The 17,971-nt window shown below is 62.8% G+C and carries 17 protein-coding genes; 9 read left to right on the plus strand and 8 right to left on the minus strand.

Going from position 1 to position 17,971, the window contains the following annotated elements:
• Positions 1–307 precede the first annotated feature (307 nt).
• The 5 genes from dnaA (at position 308) to BLT09_RS29450 (ending at position 5,960) form a co-directional block, all read left to right on the plus strand.
• Entirely contained in the window at positions 308–1,780 is a 1,473-nt protein-coding gene (gene dnaA, locus BLT09_RS29430) for a chromosomal replication initiator protein DnaA (protein ID WP_023802135.1), read from the plus strand.
• Between the two features lie 333 nt (positions 1,781–2,113).
• Positions 2,114–3,232, plus strand: coding sequence for a DNA polymerase III subunit beta (dnaN, locus tag BLT09_RS29435; RefSeq protein ID WP_023802134.1), 1,119 nt, complete (start codon positions 2,114–2,116; stop codon positions 3,230–3,232).
• Between the two features lie 128 nt (positions 3,233–3,360).
• Positions 3,361–4,515 carry a DNA replication/repair protein RecF gene (recF, locus tag BLT09_RS29440; protein ID WP_091599974.1) on the plus strand — a complete coding sequence of 385 codons (1,155 nt, stop codon included), beginning with the start codon at positions 3,361–3,363 and terminating at the stop codon, positions 4,513–4,515.
• Positions 4,516–4,703: 188 nt separating this feature from the next.
• Positions 4,704–5,459 carry a molybdopterin-synthase adenylyltransferase MoeB gene (locus BLT09_RS29445; RefSeq protein WP_091599976.1) on the plus strand — a complete coding sequence of 252 codons (756 nt, stop codon included), beginning with the start codon at positions 4,704–4,706 and terminating at the stop codon, positions 5,457–5,459.
• Between the two features lie 18 nt (positions 5,460–5,477).
• Complete coding sequence (locus BLT09_RS29450) at positions 5,478–5,960, plus strand: GNAT family N-acetyltransferase (protein WP_091599978.1); 483 nt, start codon at positions 5,478–5,480, stop codon at positions 5,958–5,960.
• A gap of 28 nt (positions 5,961–5,988) precedes the next feature.
• Here BLT09_RS29450 and BLT09_RS29455 read toward each other — a convergent pair whose 3' ends face one another.
• A complete protein-coding gene (locus BLT09_RS29455; protein ID WP_023802130.1) occupies positions 5,989–6,990 on the minus strand; it encodes a 2-hydroxyacid dehydrogenase in 1,002 nt (333 codons plus the stop codon).
• A 158-nt stretch (positions 6,991–7,148) separates the two neighbouring features.
• On the opposite strand from BLT09_RS29455, the gene BLT09_RS29460 reads away from it, so the two are divergent.
• Positions 7,149–7,706 carry an SH3 domain-containing protein gene (locus BLT09_RS29460; RefSeq protein ID WP_091600050.1) on the plus strand — a complete coding sequence of 186 codons (558 nt, stop codon included), beginning with the start codon at positions 7,149–7,151 and terminating at the stop codon, positions 7,704–7,706.
• A gap of 70 nt (positions 7,707–7,776) precedes the next feature.
• On the opposite strand, the gene irrA is transcribed toward BLT09_RS29460, so the two are convergent.
• Positions 7,777–8,208, minus strand: a complete 432-nt coding sequence (gene irrA / locus BLT09_RS29465; RefSeq protein WP_023802128.1) for an iron response transcriptional regulator IrrA — start codon at positions 8,206–8,208, stop codon at positions 7,777–7,779.
• A 243-nt stretch (positions 8,209–8,451) separates the two neighbouring features.
• Here irrA and fabA point away from each other — a divergent pair, with 243 nt between their 5' ends.
• The 3 genes from fabA (at position 8,452) to fabI (ending at position 11,145) form a co-directional block, all read left to right on the plus strand.
• Positions 8,452–8,970 carry a 3-hydroxyacyl-[acyl-carrier-protein] dehydratase FabA gene (gene fabA, locus BLT09_RS29470; protein ID WP_023802127.1) on the plus strand — a complete coding sequence of 173 codons (519 nt, stop codon included), beginning with the start codon at positions 8,452–8,454 and terminating at the stop codon, positions 8,968–8,970.
• 129 nt (positions 8,971–9,099) lie between these two features.
• Positions 9,100–10,320 (plus strand): beta-ketoacyl-ACP synthase I, encoded by a 1,221-nt coding sequence (fabB, locus tag BLT09_RS29475; protein ID WP_091599979.1) that lies wholly within the window; start codon positions 9,100–9,102, stop codon positions 10,318–10,320.
• A gap of 12 nt (positions 10,321–10,332) precedes the next feature.
• The gene (gene fabI, locus BLT09_RS29480; protein WP_023802125.1) at positions 10,333–11,145 is read left to right on the plus strand and encodes an enoyl-ACP reductase FabI; all 813 of its coding nucleotides are present in this window, start codon (positions 10,333–10,335) and stop codon (positions 11,143–11,145) included.
• 46 nt (positions 11,146–11,191) lie between these two features.
• Here fabI and BLT09_RS29485 read toward each other — a convergent pair whose 3' ends face one another.
• The 6 genes from BLT09_RS29485 to rbfA form a co-directional block, all read right to left on the minus strand.
• Entirely contained in the window at positions 11,192–12,205 is a 1,014-nt protein-coding gene (locus BLT09_RS29485; RefSeq protein WP_091599981.1) for a class I SAM-dependent methyltransferase, read from the minus strand.
• Positions 12,206–12,296: 91 nt separating this feature from the next.
• On the minus strand, positions 12,297–14,444 hold the full coding sequence (gene pnp, locus BLT09_RS29490; protein WP_091599983.1) for a polyribonucleotide nucleotidyltransferase: 2,148 nt from the start codon (positions 14,442–14,444) through the stop codon (positions 12,297–12,299).
• A 406-nt stretch (positions 14,445–14,850) separates the two neighbouring features.
• The gene (gene rpsO, locus BLT09_RS29495; RefSeq protein ID WP_274609416.1) at positions 14,851–15,225 is read right to left on the minus strand and encodes a 30S ribosomal protein S15; all 375 of its coding nucleotides are present in this window, start codon (positions 15,223–15,225) and stop codon (positions 14,851–14,853) included.
• A gap of 77 nt (positions 15,226–15,302) precedes the next feature.
• Complete coding sequence (gene corA / locus BLT09_RS29500) at positions 15,303–16,397, minus strand: magnesium/cobalt transporter CorA (RefSeq protein WP_091599985.1); 1,095 nt, start codon at positions 16,395–16,397, stop codon at positions 15,303–15,305.
• A gap of 43 nt (positions 16,398–16,440) precedes the next feature.
• A complete protein-coding gene (gene truB / locus BLT09_RS29505) occupies positions 16,441–17,403 on the minus strand; it encodes a tRNA pseudouridine(55) synthase TruB (protein WP_091599987.1) in 963 nt (320 codons plus the stop codon).
• A complete protein-coding gene (gene rbfA, locus BLT09_RS29510) occupies positions 17,403–17,840 on the minus strand; it encodes a 30S ribosome-binding factor RbfA (RefSeq protein ID WP_091599989.1) in 438 nt (145 codons plus the stop codon). The genes truB and rbfA overlap by 1 nt, the downstream gene beginning before the upstream one ends.
• Between the last annotated feature and the right edge of the window lie 131 nt (positions 17,841–17,971).

Consider the following 17,971-nt stretch of genomic DNA (forward strand, 5'->3'; position numbering starts at 1 on the left):
TAATTGTACATGGCAGATCAATGACGCGCCGGCGTTTCGCCGGGCGGAATTGTATTGCCCTGACATGACCAAAGCGGGCTGGCTCCGAGGAGCCGGCGCCGGTTCCCCGACAATGAGGCGACATCAGCTGCCGGCGGCGGCGATGGTGTCGCTGTGAGGACACGGTCGCCGGAAACATGGATGCAGGAGGCGCATTCCCGGCGGAAAAAGGTACAAAAGGACAAGGAACTCGATCATGCAGAGCGGCATCGAAAGGGAGCTTACGGGCGACCTCCCATTCCCTGGGACCTTAACCGGAGGGGACGCTATGTCGGCTTCCATCGACGCGGAACAAAAGTTCGACCGGGTCAAGGCCCAGTTGAAGGCGCGTCTGGGAACCGAAGTCTATTCGAGCTGGTTCGGGCGCATGAAGGTCGCCGAGGCGTCCCGGGGCATTGTCCGCATCTCGGTGCCCACCGCCTTCCTGCGCTCGTGGATCAACGGCCACTACCTCGACCTCATCGCCGAGCTGTGGAAACACGAGGATCCTGAAATCCTCAAGATCGAGATCGTCGTGCGCACCGCTACCCGCCCGGGGCGCAACGGCGTCGAGCCCGAAGTGGCCCCGGCGCGCAAGATGACCAGGCAGGCGCAAACGGCGCTGGCCGCGGGAACAGCGGCCCCCGGCAGGGTGGAGCGGGTACCGGCACCTCGCCCGGGAATGCCTGCCGAGACCGAGTTCCGGCACAATGTGCTCGGTTCGCCGCTTGACCCGCGCTACACGTTCGGCTCCTTCATCGAAGGACCGTCGAACCGGGTGGCCTTCGCCGCCGCCAAGGCGGTGGCGGAATCGCAGTCGAGCGCGGTGCGCTTCAATCCGCTGTTTCTGCACGCGACGGTGGGGCTGGGCAAGACGCACCTGCTGCAGGCGATCGCGGCGGAATCGCTGAAGCAGAATCCGAAATCGCGCGTCGTCTATCTCACGGCCGAATATTTCATGTGGCGGTTTGCCACCGCGATCCGCGACAACAACGCGCTGACGCTGAAGGAACAATTGCGCGACATCGACCTCCTCATCATCGACGACATGCAGTTCCTGCAAGGCAAGTCGATCCAGCATGAATTCTGCCATCTGATCAACATGCTGCTCGACAGCGCCAAGCAGGTGGTGGTCGCTGCCGACCGGCCGCCGTCGGAACTGGAATCACTGGAGCCCCGCGTCCGCTCGCGCCTCAACGGCGGCGTCGCGCTCGAAATGTCGGCGCCGGATTTCGCCATGCGGATCGGCATGCTCAAGCTGCGCCTTGCCACCGCAAAGGCCGACGATCAATCGCTCGACATTTCGGAGGAGATCCTCAACCATGTCGCCCGCACGGTGACCGGCAGCGGGCGCGAACTCGAAGGTGCGTTCAACCAGCTCCTGTTCCGCCAGTCGTTCGAACCGCAGATCACCATCGACCGCATCGATGAGATCCTCGGCCACATCTATCGTTCGGGCGAGCCGAAGCGGGTGCGCATCGAGGACATCCAGCGCATTGTCGCGCGCCACTACAATGTGTCGAAGACGGAACTTCTGTCCAACCGGCGCACCCGCACCATCGTCAAGCCGCGGCAGGTCGCCATGTACCTGTCGAAGGTGATGACACCGCGCTCCTTGCCGGAGATCGGGCGGCGTTTCGGTGGCCGCGACCATACGACGGTGCTGCACGCCGTGCGCAAGATCGAGGATCTTTCAGGCGTCGACAACACGCTGGCGCAGGAACTCGAATTGCTGAGAAGACTGATCAACGATCAGGCCTGACCGGCCCGAAAAACAAAGGCGAGTCGCGTCTGGATGGCCGCGACGCGCTTGTTATCTTCGTCCTTATGCACGTCGTTGCCGCAAAACCGCTGCGCACCCTCGGGCCTGACCCGGGCCTGACCCGAGGGCATACTTTTGGGCGACGAGCGTTGGCTTGCGGGCTTGCCCAGTTTTATCCTGGGAAAGCCCGTGTAACCGGCCCGAACCGTCAGCACGGGCTTGCGTTCACCGGTTTTTTCCTGTCAGTTTGTGCAGATTCTGACCTGTTCAGACCTTTCGCGGGTTGCCGCTTGCCGGAGACCCGCTCATTCATTCAAGCGAGCCTGTTTCGTCATGCGTGTTATCCTGGAACGGTCAAATCTCCTGAAGTCGCTCAACCACGTTCATCGCGTGGTCGAGCGGCGCAACACCATACCGATCCTGTCGAACGTGCTGCTGAGCGCCGAAGGCGCCACCCTTGAAATGAAGGCGACCGACCTCGACCTGGAGGTGACCGAAGCCACGCCCGCCAAGGTCGAGCGCGGCGGCGCGACGACGGTTCCGGCGCATCTGCTCTACGACATCGTGCGCAAGCTCGCCGACGGCGCCGAGGTCATGCTGAAGACCGACGAGGACGGCAACGCCATGACGGTGACCTCGGGCCGCTCGAGCTTCCGCCTCCAGTGCCTGCCGCAATCCGATTTCCCGGAGCTTTCGGCCGGATCGTTCTCGCATATCTTCCGGCTCGATTCGGTCGCGCTCAAGGGCCTGATCGAGAAGACCCAATTCGCCATCTCCACCGAAGAGACGCGCTACTACCTGAACGGCATCTACCTGCACACGCATGACGCCGACGGCAAGCTGAAGCTGCGCTCGGTAGCGACCGACGGCCATCGGCTGGCGCGCGCCGAGATCGACGCGCCGGCAGGATCGGAAGGCATGCCGGGCATCATCATTCCGCGCAAGACGGTCAGCGAATTGCAAAAGCTCGTCGACGACCCTGATATCGCGGTGACCACCGAATTGTCCGACACCAAGATCCGTTTCACCATCGGCAGCGTCGTTTTGACCTCGAAGCTGATCGACGGTACCTTCCCGGACTATCAGCGGGTGATCCCGACCGGCAACGACAAGAAGCTGATCATCGACCGCCAGAGTTTCGCCGCCGCCGTCGACCGCGTCTCGACCATTTCGTCCGAACGCGGCCGGGCGGTGAAGCTTTCGATTGGAGAAGGCCAGGTCACGCTTGCAGTCAACAATCCGGATTCGGGCAGCGCCACCGAAGAACTGGCCGCGGATTATTCGTCCGACGCGATCGAAATCGGCTTCAACGCCAAATATCTGCTCGACGTCGCCGCCCAGTTGACCGGCACCGAGGCAAAATTCATGCTGGCGGATGCCGGCTCGCCAACGCTGATCCACGACATGGCCGACGAAACCACGCTCTACGTGCTGATGCCGATGCGGGTCTGATGCATGTCGCGCAAAAGTGTGCAGCGGTTTTGCGATAACGACATGCATAAAACAACAACCTAAAGCGCGTCGCATGAGGCCGGTCAAACGCGGCGCGCTTTAGGCCGGAACGAGGCCATCTTGCTGTCATGACCGGAGTTGCGAAGCAGCCTGAGCACGATCAGCAGACTTATATAAGTAAGCTGTCACTTACCAATTTCCGCAATTACGCAACACTGTCGATCGGCCTCGACCCCGGCGCCGTGGTTTTTTCCGGCGACAATGGCGCCGGCAAAACCAATCTGCTGGAGGCGATTTCCCTGCTGACGCCGGGGCGCGGCCTGCGCCGTGCGCCTTATGCCGACGTGGCGCGCGAAGGCGGCGATGGCGGCTTTGCCATCCATGCCCGGCTCGATGGACCGGACGGCCCGGTCGAGATCGGCACCGGCATCGCAGGCGGCGACGCCGCCGAAGGGGGCCGGCGGGTGCGGATCAACGGCGCGGCGGCGCGCTCGGCCGAGGACATGCTGGAATGGCTGCGCGTCGTCTGGTTGACACCGGCGATGGATGCATTGTTCACCGGGCCGGCCGCGGATCGGCGGCGCTTTCTCGACCGGCAGGTGCTGGCGATCGATCCGGGCCACGGCCAGCGCGCGCTCGACTACGAAAAAGCGATGCGCGGCCGCAATCGACTGCTCGCCGAAGGCTCGCGCGACGGCGCCTGGTTCGATGCGATCGAGACGCAAATGGCCGAAACCGGTGTGGCGATTGCCGCGGCGCGTGCCGAACTGGTGCGCCTGCTCGCCGCCATGATCGACAGGCTGCCAAGCTCCGGTCCGTTTCCGCAAGCCGACATCGGCCTGTCCGGCGGGCTGGAAAGCGAGGTCGGCACCTCCGCGGCTGTCGATGTCGAGGAGCGATTCCGCCGCGCTCTTGCCGACGGCCGCGATCGCGACCGCGCCGCCGGGCGCACGCTCGACGGCCCGCACCGGTCGGATCTCGTGGTGCGGCACCGGCCAAAGGCGATGCCGGCCGAACTCTGCTCGACCGGCGAGCAGAAGGCGCTGCTGGTCGGCATGGTCCTGTCGCACGCCCGGCTGACCGGCGAGATGTCTGGCATGACGCCGATCCTGCTGCTCGACGAAATCGCCGCCCATCTCGACGCGGGCCGACGCGCCGCGCTGTTCTCGATCCTCGAAGAGCTGAATTGCCAGGCTTTCATGACCGGGACCGATGCGGCGCTGTTTTCCAGTCTCAACGGACGCGCGCAGTTTTTGACCGTCGATCATGGCACGGTTTGGTGAATGGTGAATGGTGAATGGTGAATGGTGAATGGTGAATGGTGAATGGTAGTGAGTGTACCCTCACTCCCCTGTCCACTGTCCACTGTCCACTGTCCCCCACTACCGGCTACCAGCTACTCCCTACTCACTACTCACTATTCACCATTCACCATTCACTATTCACTATTCACCCCCTATATGGTCCGGCGATGATCACCACCGCGCTCACCGACGAAGAACTCGAACGCTACGCCCGCCACATCGTGCTGCCCGAGATCGGCGGCGCCGGCCAGCAGCGACTGAAGCGGGCTCGGGTCCTGGTCATCGGCGCCGGCGGGCTGGGAGCGCCGGTGCTTGAATATCTTGCCGCAGCCGGCGTTGGCACACTCGGCATCGTCGACGACGACAGCGTCTCGCTGTCGAACCTGCAAAGGCAGGTGATCCACGGCACCGGCGCTGTCGGCATGGCGAAGACCGACAGCGCCAAGGCGGCGATCGCCCGCATCAACCCCAACGTCGCCGTGGAACTGCACAATCTCAGGCTGACGGCGGACAACGCCCCTGCCCTAGTCGCCCGATATGACATCGTCGTCGACGGCTCCGACAATTTCGAAACCCGTTATGCGATGGCCGACGCCTGCGCCGCGGAAAAGCGGCCGCTGGTCCATGCCGCCGTCGGCCGCTTCGACGGCTCGGTGACCGTGCTGAAACCGTTCGAAACCGGCACGGATGGCAGGCCGAATCCGAGTTATCGCGATCTTTTCCCGGAACCACCGCCGGCCGGCCTGGTGCCATCCTGCGCCGTGGCCGGCGTGCTCGGCGTGCTGACCGGCGTCGTCGGCACGCTGCAGGCCATGGAGGCGATCAAGCTGATCGCCGGCATCGGCGAACCGCTGGTCGGCCGGCTGCTGCTTTACGATGCATTGGCCGCCCGCTTCGACACGATCCGCTACAAGAGCAGCTAGAACAAGAGCAGCTAGATTTTGGACAGCCTGGATTCCGTCGCGCAGCTTCCGGCCGATTTCGACCGTTGGGACGAGGTGTTGGCGCTGATCATGCGCGCCTTCGCTGCCATGGATGGCGTCATCGATCCGCCATCCTCGGCGCATCGGCTCACGGTCGAAAATCTCCGGGACAAGGCCCGGCAGGAGACGGGCTTTGCGGCGCTGAAGGGCGGCAGGACTGTCGGCTGCGTTTTTGTCCTGGAGCAGGCCAACGATTTCTATGTCGGAAAGCTCGCGGTCGAAGCGGACTTTCAGGGACAAGGCATTGCCAGGCGGCTGATGCAAGCTGTCGAGGATCTTGCCCGCAACCGCGGCAAGCCTGCGATCGAGCTTCAGACGCGGATCGAACTGACCGCGAATCACGCGGCCTTTGCCCGCCTCGGCTTTCACGAAACGGCACGGACAGCGCACAGTGGCTATGACCGTCCGACCTCGATCACCATGCGCAAGGTGCTTTCGTAAGCCTACGCTAACTTACGATGGTAGCCGGTCACGTCCGCAGCGGCAGCACGCGATCCGGCGGCCGATGGCCATCGAAGAAGGCGCGGATGTTGATGATCACCTTCTCGCCCATGTCGATCCGGCCTTCGAGCGTCGCCGACCCCATATGCGGCAACAGCACGACCTTGCCCTTGGCGGCGAGCTTCAGCAATTTGCTGTTCAGCGCCGGCTCATGCTCGTAGACGTCGAGCCCGGCGCCGGCGATCTTGCCGTCCTGGATCAGCTTGACCAGGGAGTCCTCGTCGATGATGTCGCCGCGCGCCGTGTTGACGATGTAAGCGGACGGTTGCAGAAGCGCCAGCCGCCGCGCCGAAAGCAGATGGAAGGTCGCCGGCGTCGACGGACAATTGACCGATATGATGTCCATGCGGGCAAGCATCTGGTCGAGGCTTTCCCAATAGGTCGCCTCCAGTTCGTCCTCGACCGCGGCAAGCACGCGATGGCGGTTGTGATAGTGGATCGACAGGCCAAAGGCCTTGGCCCGCCGGGCGACGGCGGTGCCGATGCGGCCCATGCCGACAATGCCGAGGCGTTTGCCCCAGATACGCCGGCCGAGCATCCAGGTCGGCGACCAGCCGGCCCATTTCTTGTCGCCGGTCAGCACATTGGCGCCTTCCGCCAGCCGCCGCGGCACCGCCAGCATCAGCGCCATGGTCATGTCGGCGGTATCTTCGGTCAAAACGTTCGGCGTGTTGGTGACGGTAATGCCCTTCTTCGCTGCTGCTGACACGTCGATCTTGTCGACGCCGTTGCCGAAATTGGCGATCAGCTTGAGGTTGTCGCCGGCCTGGGCGATCAGCGCCGCGTCGATTTGATCGGTTATGGTCGGCACCAGCACGTCGGCTTCCTTGACCGCCGCGACCAGTTCCGGCTGCGTCATCGGCCGGTCTTCGACATTCAGCCGGGCGTCGAACAGCTCACGCATGCGGGTCTCGACCGGGTCGGGCAGCTTGCGCGTGATGACGACGAGGGGCCTTTTTCTGCCTACCATTGTTTCCTCGAACCCGACCTCGTTGAGACCTCTTTAACCAAGACAGGCGAAACTGCAGGCCGGTCGCGGTGCCAGTTCTCCATGTAACAAGAGGTTCCGCCGAAGACAAAGAAAAAGGGGCGCCAGGGCCGATGAGCCGGCGCCGAAAGGGAACGAAAGTGTCTGGTTTCGCGTCGCTCCGCCTGGCCCTCAGCGCAGCATTTCTCGGCGCTCTGCTTTATTCCCCGGATTTGGCGGCACAGAATGCGGCAGCACCGACCCAGAGCGTCACGCTCGGGCCGAGCGGCCTGCCGCTGCCGCGCTTCGTCAGCCTGAAAGCCGGCCGCGTCAACTCCCGCGTCGGACCAGGCGTCAACTATTCCGTCGACTGGATGTATATGAAGCCCGGCTTGCCGATGGAGATCATCCAGGAATTCGACACCTGGCGTCGGGTGCGCGATGCCGACGGCTCGGAAGGCTGGATCAACCAGTCGCTGCTTTCAGGTCGCCGCACGGCGATCGTAGCACCCTGGCAGCGCGGCAAAGATGCCCGAATCAACCTACTCGACGACCCGCAAAAGGATGCCGGCATCGTCGCAATCGTCGAGCCTGGCGCCATGGGCACGATCAAGTCCTGTGACGGCCAGTGGTGCGAAATGACCTTCAGTGGCCACACCGGCTGGCTCGCCCAGTCGCTGGTCTGGGGCGCCTATCCCGGCGAACGGGTCAAGGACTGACTCTTCTTGCCGGTCGAGTCCGGAGGCCGATACCGGCGAAACGGTATCTCGCGGCCTTATGACGAGCCGATCACTCGCAGCGTTTGGGGCGCAGCCTCACCACGATATCGACATTGGCGATCTCCATCCCCTCCGGTGGCTCCGGCAGGTTGGAAACCGTGACAGGACCGCTGGCGATGTCGAAAATCCTGTTTTCGCCCTCAATGTAGAAATGATGGTGATCGGAGGTGTTGGTGTCGAAGTAGGTCTTCGACCCCTCGACGGCCAGGATGCGCAGAAGGCCCGCCTGGGTGAATTGATGAAGGGCGTTGTAGACGGTGGCGAGCGATACCGGCACGCCGGCGGCGATCGCCTCCTCGTGCAGTTCCTCGGCCGACAGATGGCGGTCGCCTTTGGCAAAAAGCAGATCGGCCAGCGCAATGCGCTGACGCGTCGGCCTCAGGCCAGCTTCGCGAACCCGCTTGTCCACAGCGACATTTTCCTTCCGGCAGCCCAGATCCATCTATCCGTCCAAGCTCAAGTTTCGCCTCAAGAGCTGCCCAGAACGGCAAAAAACGAACATTGACCGAACCTGGACATAACCCGACATATATTCTGTCGGCCGAATACGATCAATAGCGCGCATTGACCCCGGCAGGCGGGCAGGTTAAGCGCAAACGCCGGTTTCCGGCCTGAAATAGATTGTGTTAGGAAACCAACGACAAGGGCGCGCTACCGCCCGGACGATTATTGGGGACGGAGACTGATGGCGGTTTCGAAATCCAGCTACGATTACGAGGAACTGCTTGCCTGCGCCCGCGGCGAGCTGTTCGGACCTGGAAACGCCCAGCTCCCCTATCCGCCGATGCTGATGTTCGACCGCATCACCGAAATCAGCGAGACCGGCGGCGCCTTCGACAAGGGCTTCATCCGCGCCGAATTCGACATCAAGCCGGACTTGTGGTTTTTCGCCTGCCACTTCATCGGCAACCCGATCATGCCGGGGTGCCTGGGCCTCGACGCCATGTGGCAATTGACGGGATTCTACCTTGGCTGGCTCGGCGAGCCGGGCAAGGGCATGGCGCTGTCGACCGGCGAAGTGAAATTCAAAGGCATGGTGACGCCGTCGGTCAAGAAGGTAGAATATGGCGTGGATTTCAAGCGCGTGATGCGCGGCCGGCTGGTGCTGGGTATCGCCGATGGCTGGCTGAAGGCCGATGGCGAACCCATATACGCAGCAACGGATCTCAAGGTGGGTCTGTCCAAGCAATCGGCTGCCGCCTGACCGGCGCCTGCGCAGCACCGCCAAGTCCGCGGGAGGCGCAAAGGAAGCTGTAGAACTTAATTTGCGCATCCTTGTCCGGCAGGTTTCGGTCCGGCAGGTTTCGGGTTCACGCGCTGGAAGGAGTAGCGAATGAGACGGGTCGTAGTGACAGGCCTCGGCATCGTGTCGTCGATCGGCAACAATGCCAACGAGGTGCAGGCCTCGCTGCATGATGCCAGATCCGGCATCAGCTTCTCGGATTCCTTCGCCGAACACGGCTTCCGCTGCCAGGTCTGGGGAGCGCCGACGCTCGACCCCGCCGCGCTGATCGATCGCCGCGCCATGCGCTTCCTGTCGCAAGGTGCGGCCTGGAACCATGTCGCCATGGACCAGGCGATCGTGGACGCTGGACTTGGCGAGAACGACATCACCAATGAGCGCACCGGCATCGTCATGGGATCGGGCGGACCATCGACCAGAACCATCGTCGAAGCCGCTGAAACCACGCTCAAGAACGGCAGCCCCAAGCGCATCGGCCCGTTCGCGGTGCCGAAGGCGATGTCGTCGACCGCTTCGGCGACGCTCGCCACCTGGTTCAAGATCCACGGCGTCAATTATTCGATCTCTTCGGCCTGCTCGACCTCGGCGCATTGCATCGGCAATGGCTACGAACTGATCCAGTGGGGCAAGCAGGACATGGTCTTCGCCGGCGGCCATGAGGACCTCGACTGGACGATGTCGGACCTGTTCGATGCGATGGGCGCCATGTCCTCCAAGTTCAACGACCGGGCATCGGCTGCCTCGCGCGCCTATGACGTCGATCGCGACGGCTTCGTCATTGCCGGCGGCGCCGGCGTGCTGGTGCTGGAAGAGCTCGAGCACGCCAAGGCGCGCGGCGCCAAGATCTACGCCGAGGTCGTCGGCTATGGCGCGACCTCCGACGGCTTCGACATGGTGGCGCCCTCGGGCGAAGGCGCGGTGCGCTGCATGCGGCAGGCGCTGGCGACCGTCTCTTCGCCGGTCGACTACATCAACACGCACGGCACCTCGACGCCGGTCGGCGACTCCAGGGAAATGGGCGCGATCCGCGAGGTGTTCGGCGAAAACATGCCGTTCATCACCTCGACGAAATCGCTGACCGGCCACTCGCTGGGTGCGGCCGGCGTGCAGGAATCGATCTACTCGATCCTGATGATGCAAGGCGGCTTCATCGGCGAGAGCGCCCACATCGAGCAGCTCGATCCGGAATTCGAGGGTATGCCGATCGTGAGAGAGCGCATCGACGATGCCAGGATCGACACCGTCCTGTCCAACTCGTTCGGTTTCGGCGGCACCAACGCAACGCTGATTTTCCAGCGCTATTCCGCATAAGGACTGCCAACCATGGACGGATTGATGAAGGGCAAGCGCGGGCTTGTCATGGGTGTCGCCAACGACCATTCGATCGCCTGGGGCATCGCCCGGAAACTGTCCGAACATGGGGCGGAACTCGCCTTCACCTATCAGGGCGAAGCCTTCGGCCGCCGGGTCAAGCCGCTCGCCGACAAGCTAGGCTCCTCGCTGGTCGTCCCTTGCGACGTCGAGGACAGCGCATCGGTTGCCGCCACCTTCGAGACCTTGGGCGAGGCCTGGGGCGGCCTGGACTTCGTCGTCCACGCCATCGGCTTTTCCGACAAGAACGAGTTGAAAGGCCTTTACGCCGACACCAGCCGCGACAATTTCGTCCGTACCATGGTCATCTCCTGCTACTCCTTCACCGAGGTCGCCCGTCATGCGGCCGCGCTGATGAAGGACGGCGGCTCGATGATCACGCTGACCTATGCCGGTTCGGTCCGCGTCATGCCGAACTACAACGTCATGGGCGTCGCCAAGGCCGGGCTTGAAGCCAGCGTCCGCTATCTCGCTAACGACTACGGCCCGCGCGGCATCAGGGTGAACGGCATATCCGCCGGACCGGTGCGGACACTGGCCGGCGCCGGGATTTCCGACGCACGCCACATGTTTTCCTACCAGCAGCGCAACTCGCCGCTGCGCCGCACAGTGACCATCGACGAAGTCGGTGGTTCCGCGCTCTATCTGCTGTCCGACCTGTCGTCGGGCGTCACCGGCGAAATCCACTATGTCGATTCCGGCTACCACATCGTATCGATGCCGGCGCTCGACGAGCTGAAGCGGACCGACAGCGGACGAGAGTAATTTAATTTCGGCCGCAGAAGATGCCGTTGTCCGCGTGAACCAGCCTTCAGCGGCGCGCCGCGAAAACCTTGAACATGCCGTCGCGGGCAATCTCGGCATGGCTGGAGAAGGCGGCCGCCAGCACCGGCTCGTAGGGAAGCTGGCGGTTCGCCACCACGAACAGCCGACCGCCCGGCTTCAGCGCCTTTGCCGCGGCGCGGATCATGCCGGCGCCGATCTCGGGCTCGGCCGCCCGGCTGCGATGGAAGGGCGGGTTCATGGCGATGGCGTCATAGCGCCGCTCGACCGGCTCGCTCAAAAGATCGATCCAGAAGAAGTTGGGTTCCGCCGCCGTGTTGCCGATATTGAATTTCGCCGCCTCCAGCGCATCGAACTCGGCCTCGTAGAGATCAAGCGCCGATATGCCAGGTGAGCGGGCGGCGACCTCGGCCGCCACATAGCCCCAGCCGGCGCAGAAATCGGCAACGCTGCCACGCAGGTCGCCGGGGAGATTGTCGACCAGCAATCTCGAACCTGCATCGATCTTGTCGAAAGAAAACATGCCTGGTGCGGTGCGGAACCGATCCTCGACCAGAAGGGCGGGATTGGCAGCGCGAAGCGCTGCCGCGACCGCAGCATCGGCAGGTCGATGAAACCAGAAGGCGATCCCGTGATGTTTCGGCAAATGGCCGTCGAGCGGCACAAGCTCGTCGATGCGCTTGCGCAGGCTGGCAATGCCATCGTCCTTGGCGCCGGCAACGACAATCGATCCGCCCGGCCGCACACGCTCAATCGCCTCGGCGATGCGCAATTCGTTCTGCCCGCGATGGCGGCCGGCAAGCACCAATGCCGCATCGAAACCTTCGCCCTCCAGGCGCGGCGTGACGGTGAAACCGGCCGCCTGCAGCGCGCGAAAGTGCGGCCGGAAGCCTTGCACAAGATGCAGTGCTGCATCAAAACCTTCGGGCAGGCGGAAGCCCGGCTCAGCGCCCAGAAAGAGGACACGCTCGCCCTTACGCGGCAAGGAAACAGCCTCCGCCTCGAACGGATGGAACAGTGTCTTCAGCGGCTCAGCGGACATTTTTCGATCTCGAAGTGCAGCTGGCTTGATCAAAAAATGAAAGCGGGCGCGACCTGTCGGCGCGCCCGTTTCGATTGTTCGGTCAGATCGCTCAGGCGGCGTCTTCTTCGCCGTCGGCCTTCTTGTCGCGGGCGATTTCCTTGCCGGTGGCCTGGTCGACGACCTTCATCGACAGGCGGACCTTGCCGCGCTCATCGAAGCCCATCAGCTTGACCCAGACCTTGTCGCCTTCCTTGACGACGTCCGAAGTCTTGGCGACGCGATCATTGGCAAGCTGCGAGATGTGGACGAGGCCGTCACGCGGACCGAAGAAGTTGACGAAAGCGCCGAATTCGGCGGTCTTGACGACCGTGCCTTCGTAGATTTCGCCGACTTCCGGCTCGGCGACGATGGTGTGGATCCACTTCTTCGCCGCCTCGATCTCCTTGGCGTTGGACGAAGCGATCTTGACCGTGCCGTCGTCCTCGATGTTGATCTTGGCGCCGGTCTTTTCGACGATCTCGCGGATGACCTTGCCGCCCGAGCCAATCACGTCGCGGATCTTGTCGGTCGGGATGTGCATGACCTCGATGCGCGGCGCGAATTCGCCGAGTTCGGAGCGCGCGCCGGACAGCGCATGGCCCATTTCGCCGAGGATATGCTGGCGGCCGTCCTTGGCCTGATCCAGCGCGATCTTCATGATCTCCTCGGTGATGCCCTCGATCTTGATGTCCATCTGCAGCGAGGTGATGCCGTTGGCGGTGCCGGCAACCTTGAAGTCCATGTCGCCGAGATGGTCCTCGTCGCCGAGGATGTCGGAGAGCACCGCGAAGCGCTCGCCTTCCTTGATCAGACCCATGGCGATGCCGGCGACCGGCTTGGCCAGCGGCACACCGGCATCCATCAGCGCCAGCGAGGTGCCGCAGACGGTAGCCATCGACGACGAGCCGTTGGACTCGGTGATCTCCGAGACGACGCGCAGCGTGTAGGGGAACTGGTCCGATGTCGGCAGCATCGGGCGGATCGCGCGCCAGGCGAGCTTGCCGTGGCCGATTTCGCGGCGGCCGGGCGAACCCATGCGACCGGTTTCACCGACCGAATAGGGAGGGAAGTTGTAGTGAAGGAGGAACTTCTCCTTGTACATGCCGGTCAGCGAATCGACATACTGCTCGTCCTCGCCGGTGCCGAGCGTGGCGACGACCAGCGCCTGGGTCTCGCCGCGGGTGAACAGCGCCGAGCCGTGGGTGCGCGGCAGGACGCCGACTTCGGAGACGATCTTGCGAACCGTCTTCAGATCGCGGCCGTCGATGCGCGAACCGGTGTCGAGGATGTTCCAGCGCACGACCTTGGCCTGGAGCTCCTTGAACACGGTGCCGATCTGCTCGGACGTATACTTGGCTTCTTCGCCTTCTGCGGGTGCGAACGCAGCCTTGACCTTCGCCTTGACGGCGTCGACGGCGGCATAGCGCTTCTGCTTGTCAGTGATCTTGTAGGCATCGCGAAGCTCGCCTTCGACGATCTTCAGCATCTCGGCTTCAAGCGCCGAATAATCCGGCGCGGTGAAGTCACGCGGATCCTTGGCGGCGACTTCTGCAAGCTTGATGATGGCGTCGATCACCGGCTGGAAGCCGCGATGGCCGAACATGACGGCGCCGAGCATCAGATCCTCGCCGAGTTCCTTGGCTTCGGACTCGACCATCAGCACGGCGTCGGAGGTGCCGGCGACGATCAGGTCAAGCTTGGATTCCTGCATCTCGTCGACATGCGGATTGAGCACATATTCGCCGTTGATGTAGCCGACGCGGGCGCCGCCGATCGGGCCCATGAAAGGGACGCCGGACAGCGTCAAAGCCGCCGAGGTGGCGACGATCGACAGGATGTCCGGGTCGTTTTCGAGATCATGCTGGACGACGGTGACAACGATCTGCGTGTCGTTCTTGTAACCGTCAGCGAAGAGTGGGCGGATCGGACGGTCGATGAGACGGGAAACCAGCGTTTCCTTTTCGCTCGGACGGCCTTCGCGCTTGAAATAGCCGCCCGGGATCTTGCCGGCGGCATAGGTCTTTTCCTGGTAGTTGACGGTCAGCGGGAAGAAATCGAGGCCGGGTTTTGGTTCCTTCATCGAAACGACGGTGGCGAGAACCTTGGTTTCGCCGTAGGTGGCGAGCACCGCGCCGTCAGCCTGGCGCGCAATCTTGCCGGTTTCGAGGATGAGCGGACGGCCGCCCCATTCGATTTCCACTTTGTGGTGATTGAACATGTCTTGTCCTTCATATGCGGAAAGGGCCGCGCCATTTCACCGTGCGCGAGTGCCCCTTTCCCTTGGCTTCGTTTCTCGGGCAGCCACGGGCAAGACAACGGGAAGCTCGGGTAAATCCGGCGCGGGTGCCGCGCGAGCGTCCTGCAATCCTGCCCCATGACCGTCCATGGGCGGTTTCGAATGGCCCTGTGCTATATCGAAACCGGGTCTGGCCAATCGATCCGACTGGCCTTGCGCATGACCCGAAAACCGCGGCTCTCGGAAATGCCTTGCGCAAATTCAAAGTTTCAGAGCGTCCCATGTGCGCGTGCAACTCGAAGCGCGGCGCTCTACTTCCTTCATTGGAGCAATGGACTGCTCCAATGCGCGACCGGCGGGCTCTCGAAAGAACCCGCCGGTCAATTCGTCAACGGCGCAGACCGAGCTTCTCGATCAGCGTCTGATAGCGCGCGTCGTCCTTGCGCTTGAGATAATCAAGCAGGCTGCGGCGCTGGGAGACGAGAGCGAGCAGACCACGGCGGGAATGGTTATCCTTCTTGTGGTCCTTGAAATGGTCGGTCAGGTTCTTGATGCGCTCGGAAAGGATGGCCACCTGGACTTCCGGAGACCCGGTATCGCCCTTGGCGGTTGCGAATTCACCCATCAATTCCTTCTTGCGCTCGGCAGTAATCGACATCGTGTTTTTCCTTATCTGTTTGAGGAAACGGGACGCCCTCGGCCGGGATGTCGTCCAGCAGGGGCCGGTACAAGCAACGTGGCATTGCACGATGCTGCGGCGCATATAGGGCAATTCAGGCAAAAACACCAGCCCAATTCACAAGCCGGCTTTTTGCTGCACAAACGAAGATTTCGCCTCGGCTAAAGCCACTTCTTCCATCTGAAGAAGGCGACAAGCCCGAGCGCGACAACGGCCATGAACACCAGCGCTGCCGGATAGCCGTATTGGGCCTTCAGCTCCGGCATGTTCCATGGCGAGGCTTCGGGATCGAAGTTCATGCCCCACACGCCAGCGAGAAAGGTGAGCGGGATAAAGATCACCGAGACGATCGTCAGATAGCTGATGACGTCGCTGGTGCGTGCCTGACTCAGCGACAGATGCATCTCGATCAGACCGGTCAGCATGTCGCGCTGGGTTTCGACCAGTTCGATGAGCCGAAGCGAGTGATCGAGCGTGTCGTTCAGGAAGATCTTGGTCTCGGGCTTGACGTAGGGCACGTCGTTGCGGATCAGCGTCGCCAGCGCGTCGCGCATCGGCCAAAGCACCCCCTTCAGCACGTTGGCGTCGCGCCGCAACTCGTGAAGCCGCCGCATCTGGTGCCTGTCCGCCGCGCGCAGCATCTGGTCCTCGATGCTGTCGACCAAGTCGCCGGCGGTCTCGATCGGCGGGAAATAACTGTCGACAATGGCGTCGATCAGCGCATAGGCGAGATAGTCGGCGCCGCGTGAGCGCAGCCGGTTGGGCATCGAGCTTTCGATGCGCTTGCGCACGGGATCGAACGGATCGCCTTCGCGCACCTGGAACGTGACGACGAAGTTCCTGCCGAAGAAGACCGCGATCTGCTCGTAGCGATGCGCGGTGACGTCGTCGATCATCCTGACGACGACGAAGGCATGGTCCTCGAAGAAGTCCACCTTCGGCCGCTGGCCGGTGTTGACGACGTCTTCCAGCGCCAGCGGATGCAGGCTGAAAATCCGGCCGATCTCCTCGATCAGCGGGATGTTGGCGAGACCGGTGCAATCGAGCCAGACGACCGGCCATGCGTTGCAATGAGCATTCAGGTCGTTGATGCTGGCATCTTCGATTGTCTCGAATTTGTCGGGCGACATCAGTGTCAGTCGCAGTTCACTGCGCCGCGCCGCAGGGTCGGCGATCAGTGTGCCTGGTGATGCGCCGATCGGCGGCCGCCGTGCTGTCACCGGCGCCCGCTTCCTGATCGTCTCGGCCTTTGCCATGTGCCCCTCGAATGTACCTCTGATCGAGATTAGACGAGGGGGCTCAGCCGGCAAAGACCCGCTTCGGCTTGAACATGCCTTGCTCGATGGCGCCGATGGCGACCAGCTTGCCGCGCGCCGTGGCGCAGGCCTCCTCGGCTTCCACCGGCGCGTCGCGGCCACGGATGATGACCGGGTTGCCGAGGCGGATTTTTGTTGCCGCGTCGTCGCTGATCGCGATCTGCGGCAGGCAGTCGAGCGCGGCTGACGTGTCGACCAGAAACGCGTCGATGGCGTCGAAGTCGACCGGCATAGTGGCCGCTGAATCCGAACCCTCATCGGGCTGTTCGCCGAAGCGGGCGGCTTCCAGCTCGGCGATGGTGACGAAGTCTTCCTGCGTGAACGGCTCGACCTCGATCCGGCGCAGTTGGGCGATGTGACCGAAACAGCCGAGATCGCGGCCCATGTCGCGGGCCAGCGAGCGGACATAGGTGCCCTTGCCGCATTCGACCTCGAAAATGGTGCTGTCAGCACTGTGCTCGATCAGGTCGAGGCGGCCGATCTCGACTTCCCGCGCCGGAATGTCGACCGTCGCGCCGTCGCGGGCAAGATCATAGGCGCGCTCGCCTGCGATCTTGATGGCCGAAAATTGCGGCGGCGTCTGCATGATGACGCCGGTGTATTTCGGCATCAGCAAAAGCACATCGGCTTCAGCCGGACGCTGGTCGGAGCTTTTCGTCACCGGCCCTTCGAGGTCATCGGTCGAACGCTCCTCACCCCAGGCAACCGTGAAGCGGTAAACCTTGGCGCCATCCTGGACATAGGGGACGGTCTTGGTCGCTTCGCCGAGCGCGATCGGCAGCATGCCGGAAGCGAGCGGGTCGAGCGTGCCGGCATGGCCGGCCTTTTCCGCCTGGAACAGCCATTTGATCTTGGAGACGGCTTCGGTCGAACCCATGCCGACGGGTTTGTCCAGCACCAGCCAGCCGGAGATCGGCCGACCCGTCTTCTTGCCGCGACGCGCCACTATTTTTCGTCCTTGTCGTTGTCTTTGTTCTGGTCGCCGATCTGGGCGTCTGGGCCGAGATCGCGCGCCACTTCGGGCGAGTGCAACAATTCGTTGATCTTCTGGAAATTGTCGTAGCTGGTGTCGAGCCGGAAGCGGAATTCCGGCATGTACTTCATCTGCCGGAGCGCGCCGGAAACGCGGCCGCGCACGAATTTCGCATGCTTGTTGAGCGCCTCGACCACCGCATCGGCATCACTGGCGCCAAGCGGCGAGACGAAAGCGGTGGCGATCTTCAGATCGGGCGACATGCGCACCTCCGAGACCGAAACCACCGAATTCTCGATCAGCGGATCGAGGATCTCGCCACGTTGCAAGATTTCCGACAGCGCATGCCGCACCTGCTCGCCGACGCGAAGCATGCGCTGGGATGGACCTGACGTGGTTGAACGGGGCATTTTTCTCTATCCTGAAATCGTGAGGCACGGGATGGGACCGCGCCGCATGTCTCATATGCTTTAAAGCCTGATCCATCCCGATAGAAATCGGGATGGATCAGGCTCTATTTTTTGTTGACCATGATCTTCTC

The sequence above is a fragment of the Mesorhizobium muleiense genome (assembly GCF_900099905.1).
Lineage (GTDB): Bacteria > Pseudomonadota > Alphaproteobacteria > Rhizobiales > Rhizobiaceae > Mesorhizobium > Mesorhizobium muleiense.

Bases quoted from the DNA above. Each gene is read 5' to 3' on its own strand.
- dnaA (WP_023802135.1), top strand. From the start codon at position 308: ATGTCGGCTTCCATCGACGCGGAACAAAAGTTCGACCGGGTCAAGGCC.
- dnaN (WP_023802134.1), top strand. From the start codon at position 2,114: ATGCGTGTTATCCTGGAACGGTCAAATCTCCTGAAGTCGCTCAACCAC.
- recF (WP_091599974.1), top strand. From the start codon at position 3,361: ATGACCGGAGTTGCGAAGCAGCCTGAGCACGATCAGCAGACTTATATA.
- BLT09_RS29445 (WP_091599976.1), top strand. From the start codon at position 4,704: ATGATCACCACCGCGCTCACCGACGAAGAACTCGAACGCTACGCCCGC.
- BLT09_RS29455 (WP_023802130.1), bottom strand. From the start codon at position 6,990: ATGGTAGGCAGAAAAAGGCCCCTCGTCGTCATCACGCGCAAGCTGCCC.
- irrA (WP_023802128.1), bottom strand. From the start codon at position 8,208: ATGGATCTGGGCTGCCGGAAGGAAAATGTCGCTGTGGACAAGCGGGTT.
- fabA (WP_023802127.1), top strand. From the start codon at position 8,452: ATGGCGGTTTCGAAATCCAGCTACGATTACGAGGAACTGCTTGCCTGC.
- fabB (WP_091599979.1), top strand. From the start codon at position 9,100: ATGAGACGGGTCGTAGTGACAGGCCTCGGCATCGTGTCGTCGATCGGC.
- fabI (WP_023802125.1), top strand. From the start codon at position 10,333: ATGGACGGATTGATGAAGGGCAAGCGCGGGCTTGTCATGGGTGTCGCC.
- BLT09_RS29485 (WP_091599981.1), bottom strand. From the start codon at position 12,205: ATGTCCGCTGAGCCGCTGAAGACACTGTTCCATCCGTTCGAGGCGGAG.
- pnp (WP_091599983.1), bottom strand. From the start codon at position 14,444: ATGTTCAATCACCACAAAGTGGAAATCGAATGGGGCGGCCGTCCGCTC.
- rpsO (WP_274609416.1), bottom strand. From the start codon at position 15,225: ATGCGCCGCAGCATCGTGCAATGCCACGTTGCTTGTACCGGCCCCTGC.
- corA (WP_091599985.1), bottom strand. From the start codon at position 16,397: ATGGCAAAGGCCGAGACGATCAGGAAGCGGGCGCCGGTGACAGCACGG.
- rbfA (WP_091599989.1), bottom strand. From the start codon at position 17,840: ATGCCCCGTTCAACCACGTCAGGTCCATCCCAGCGCATGCTTCGCGTC.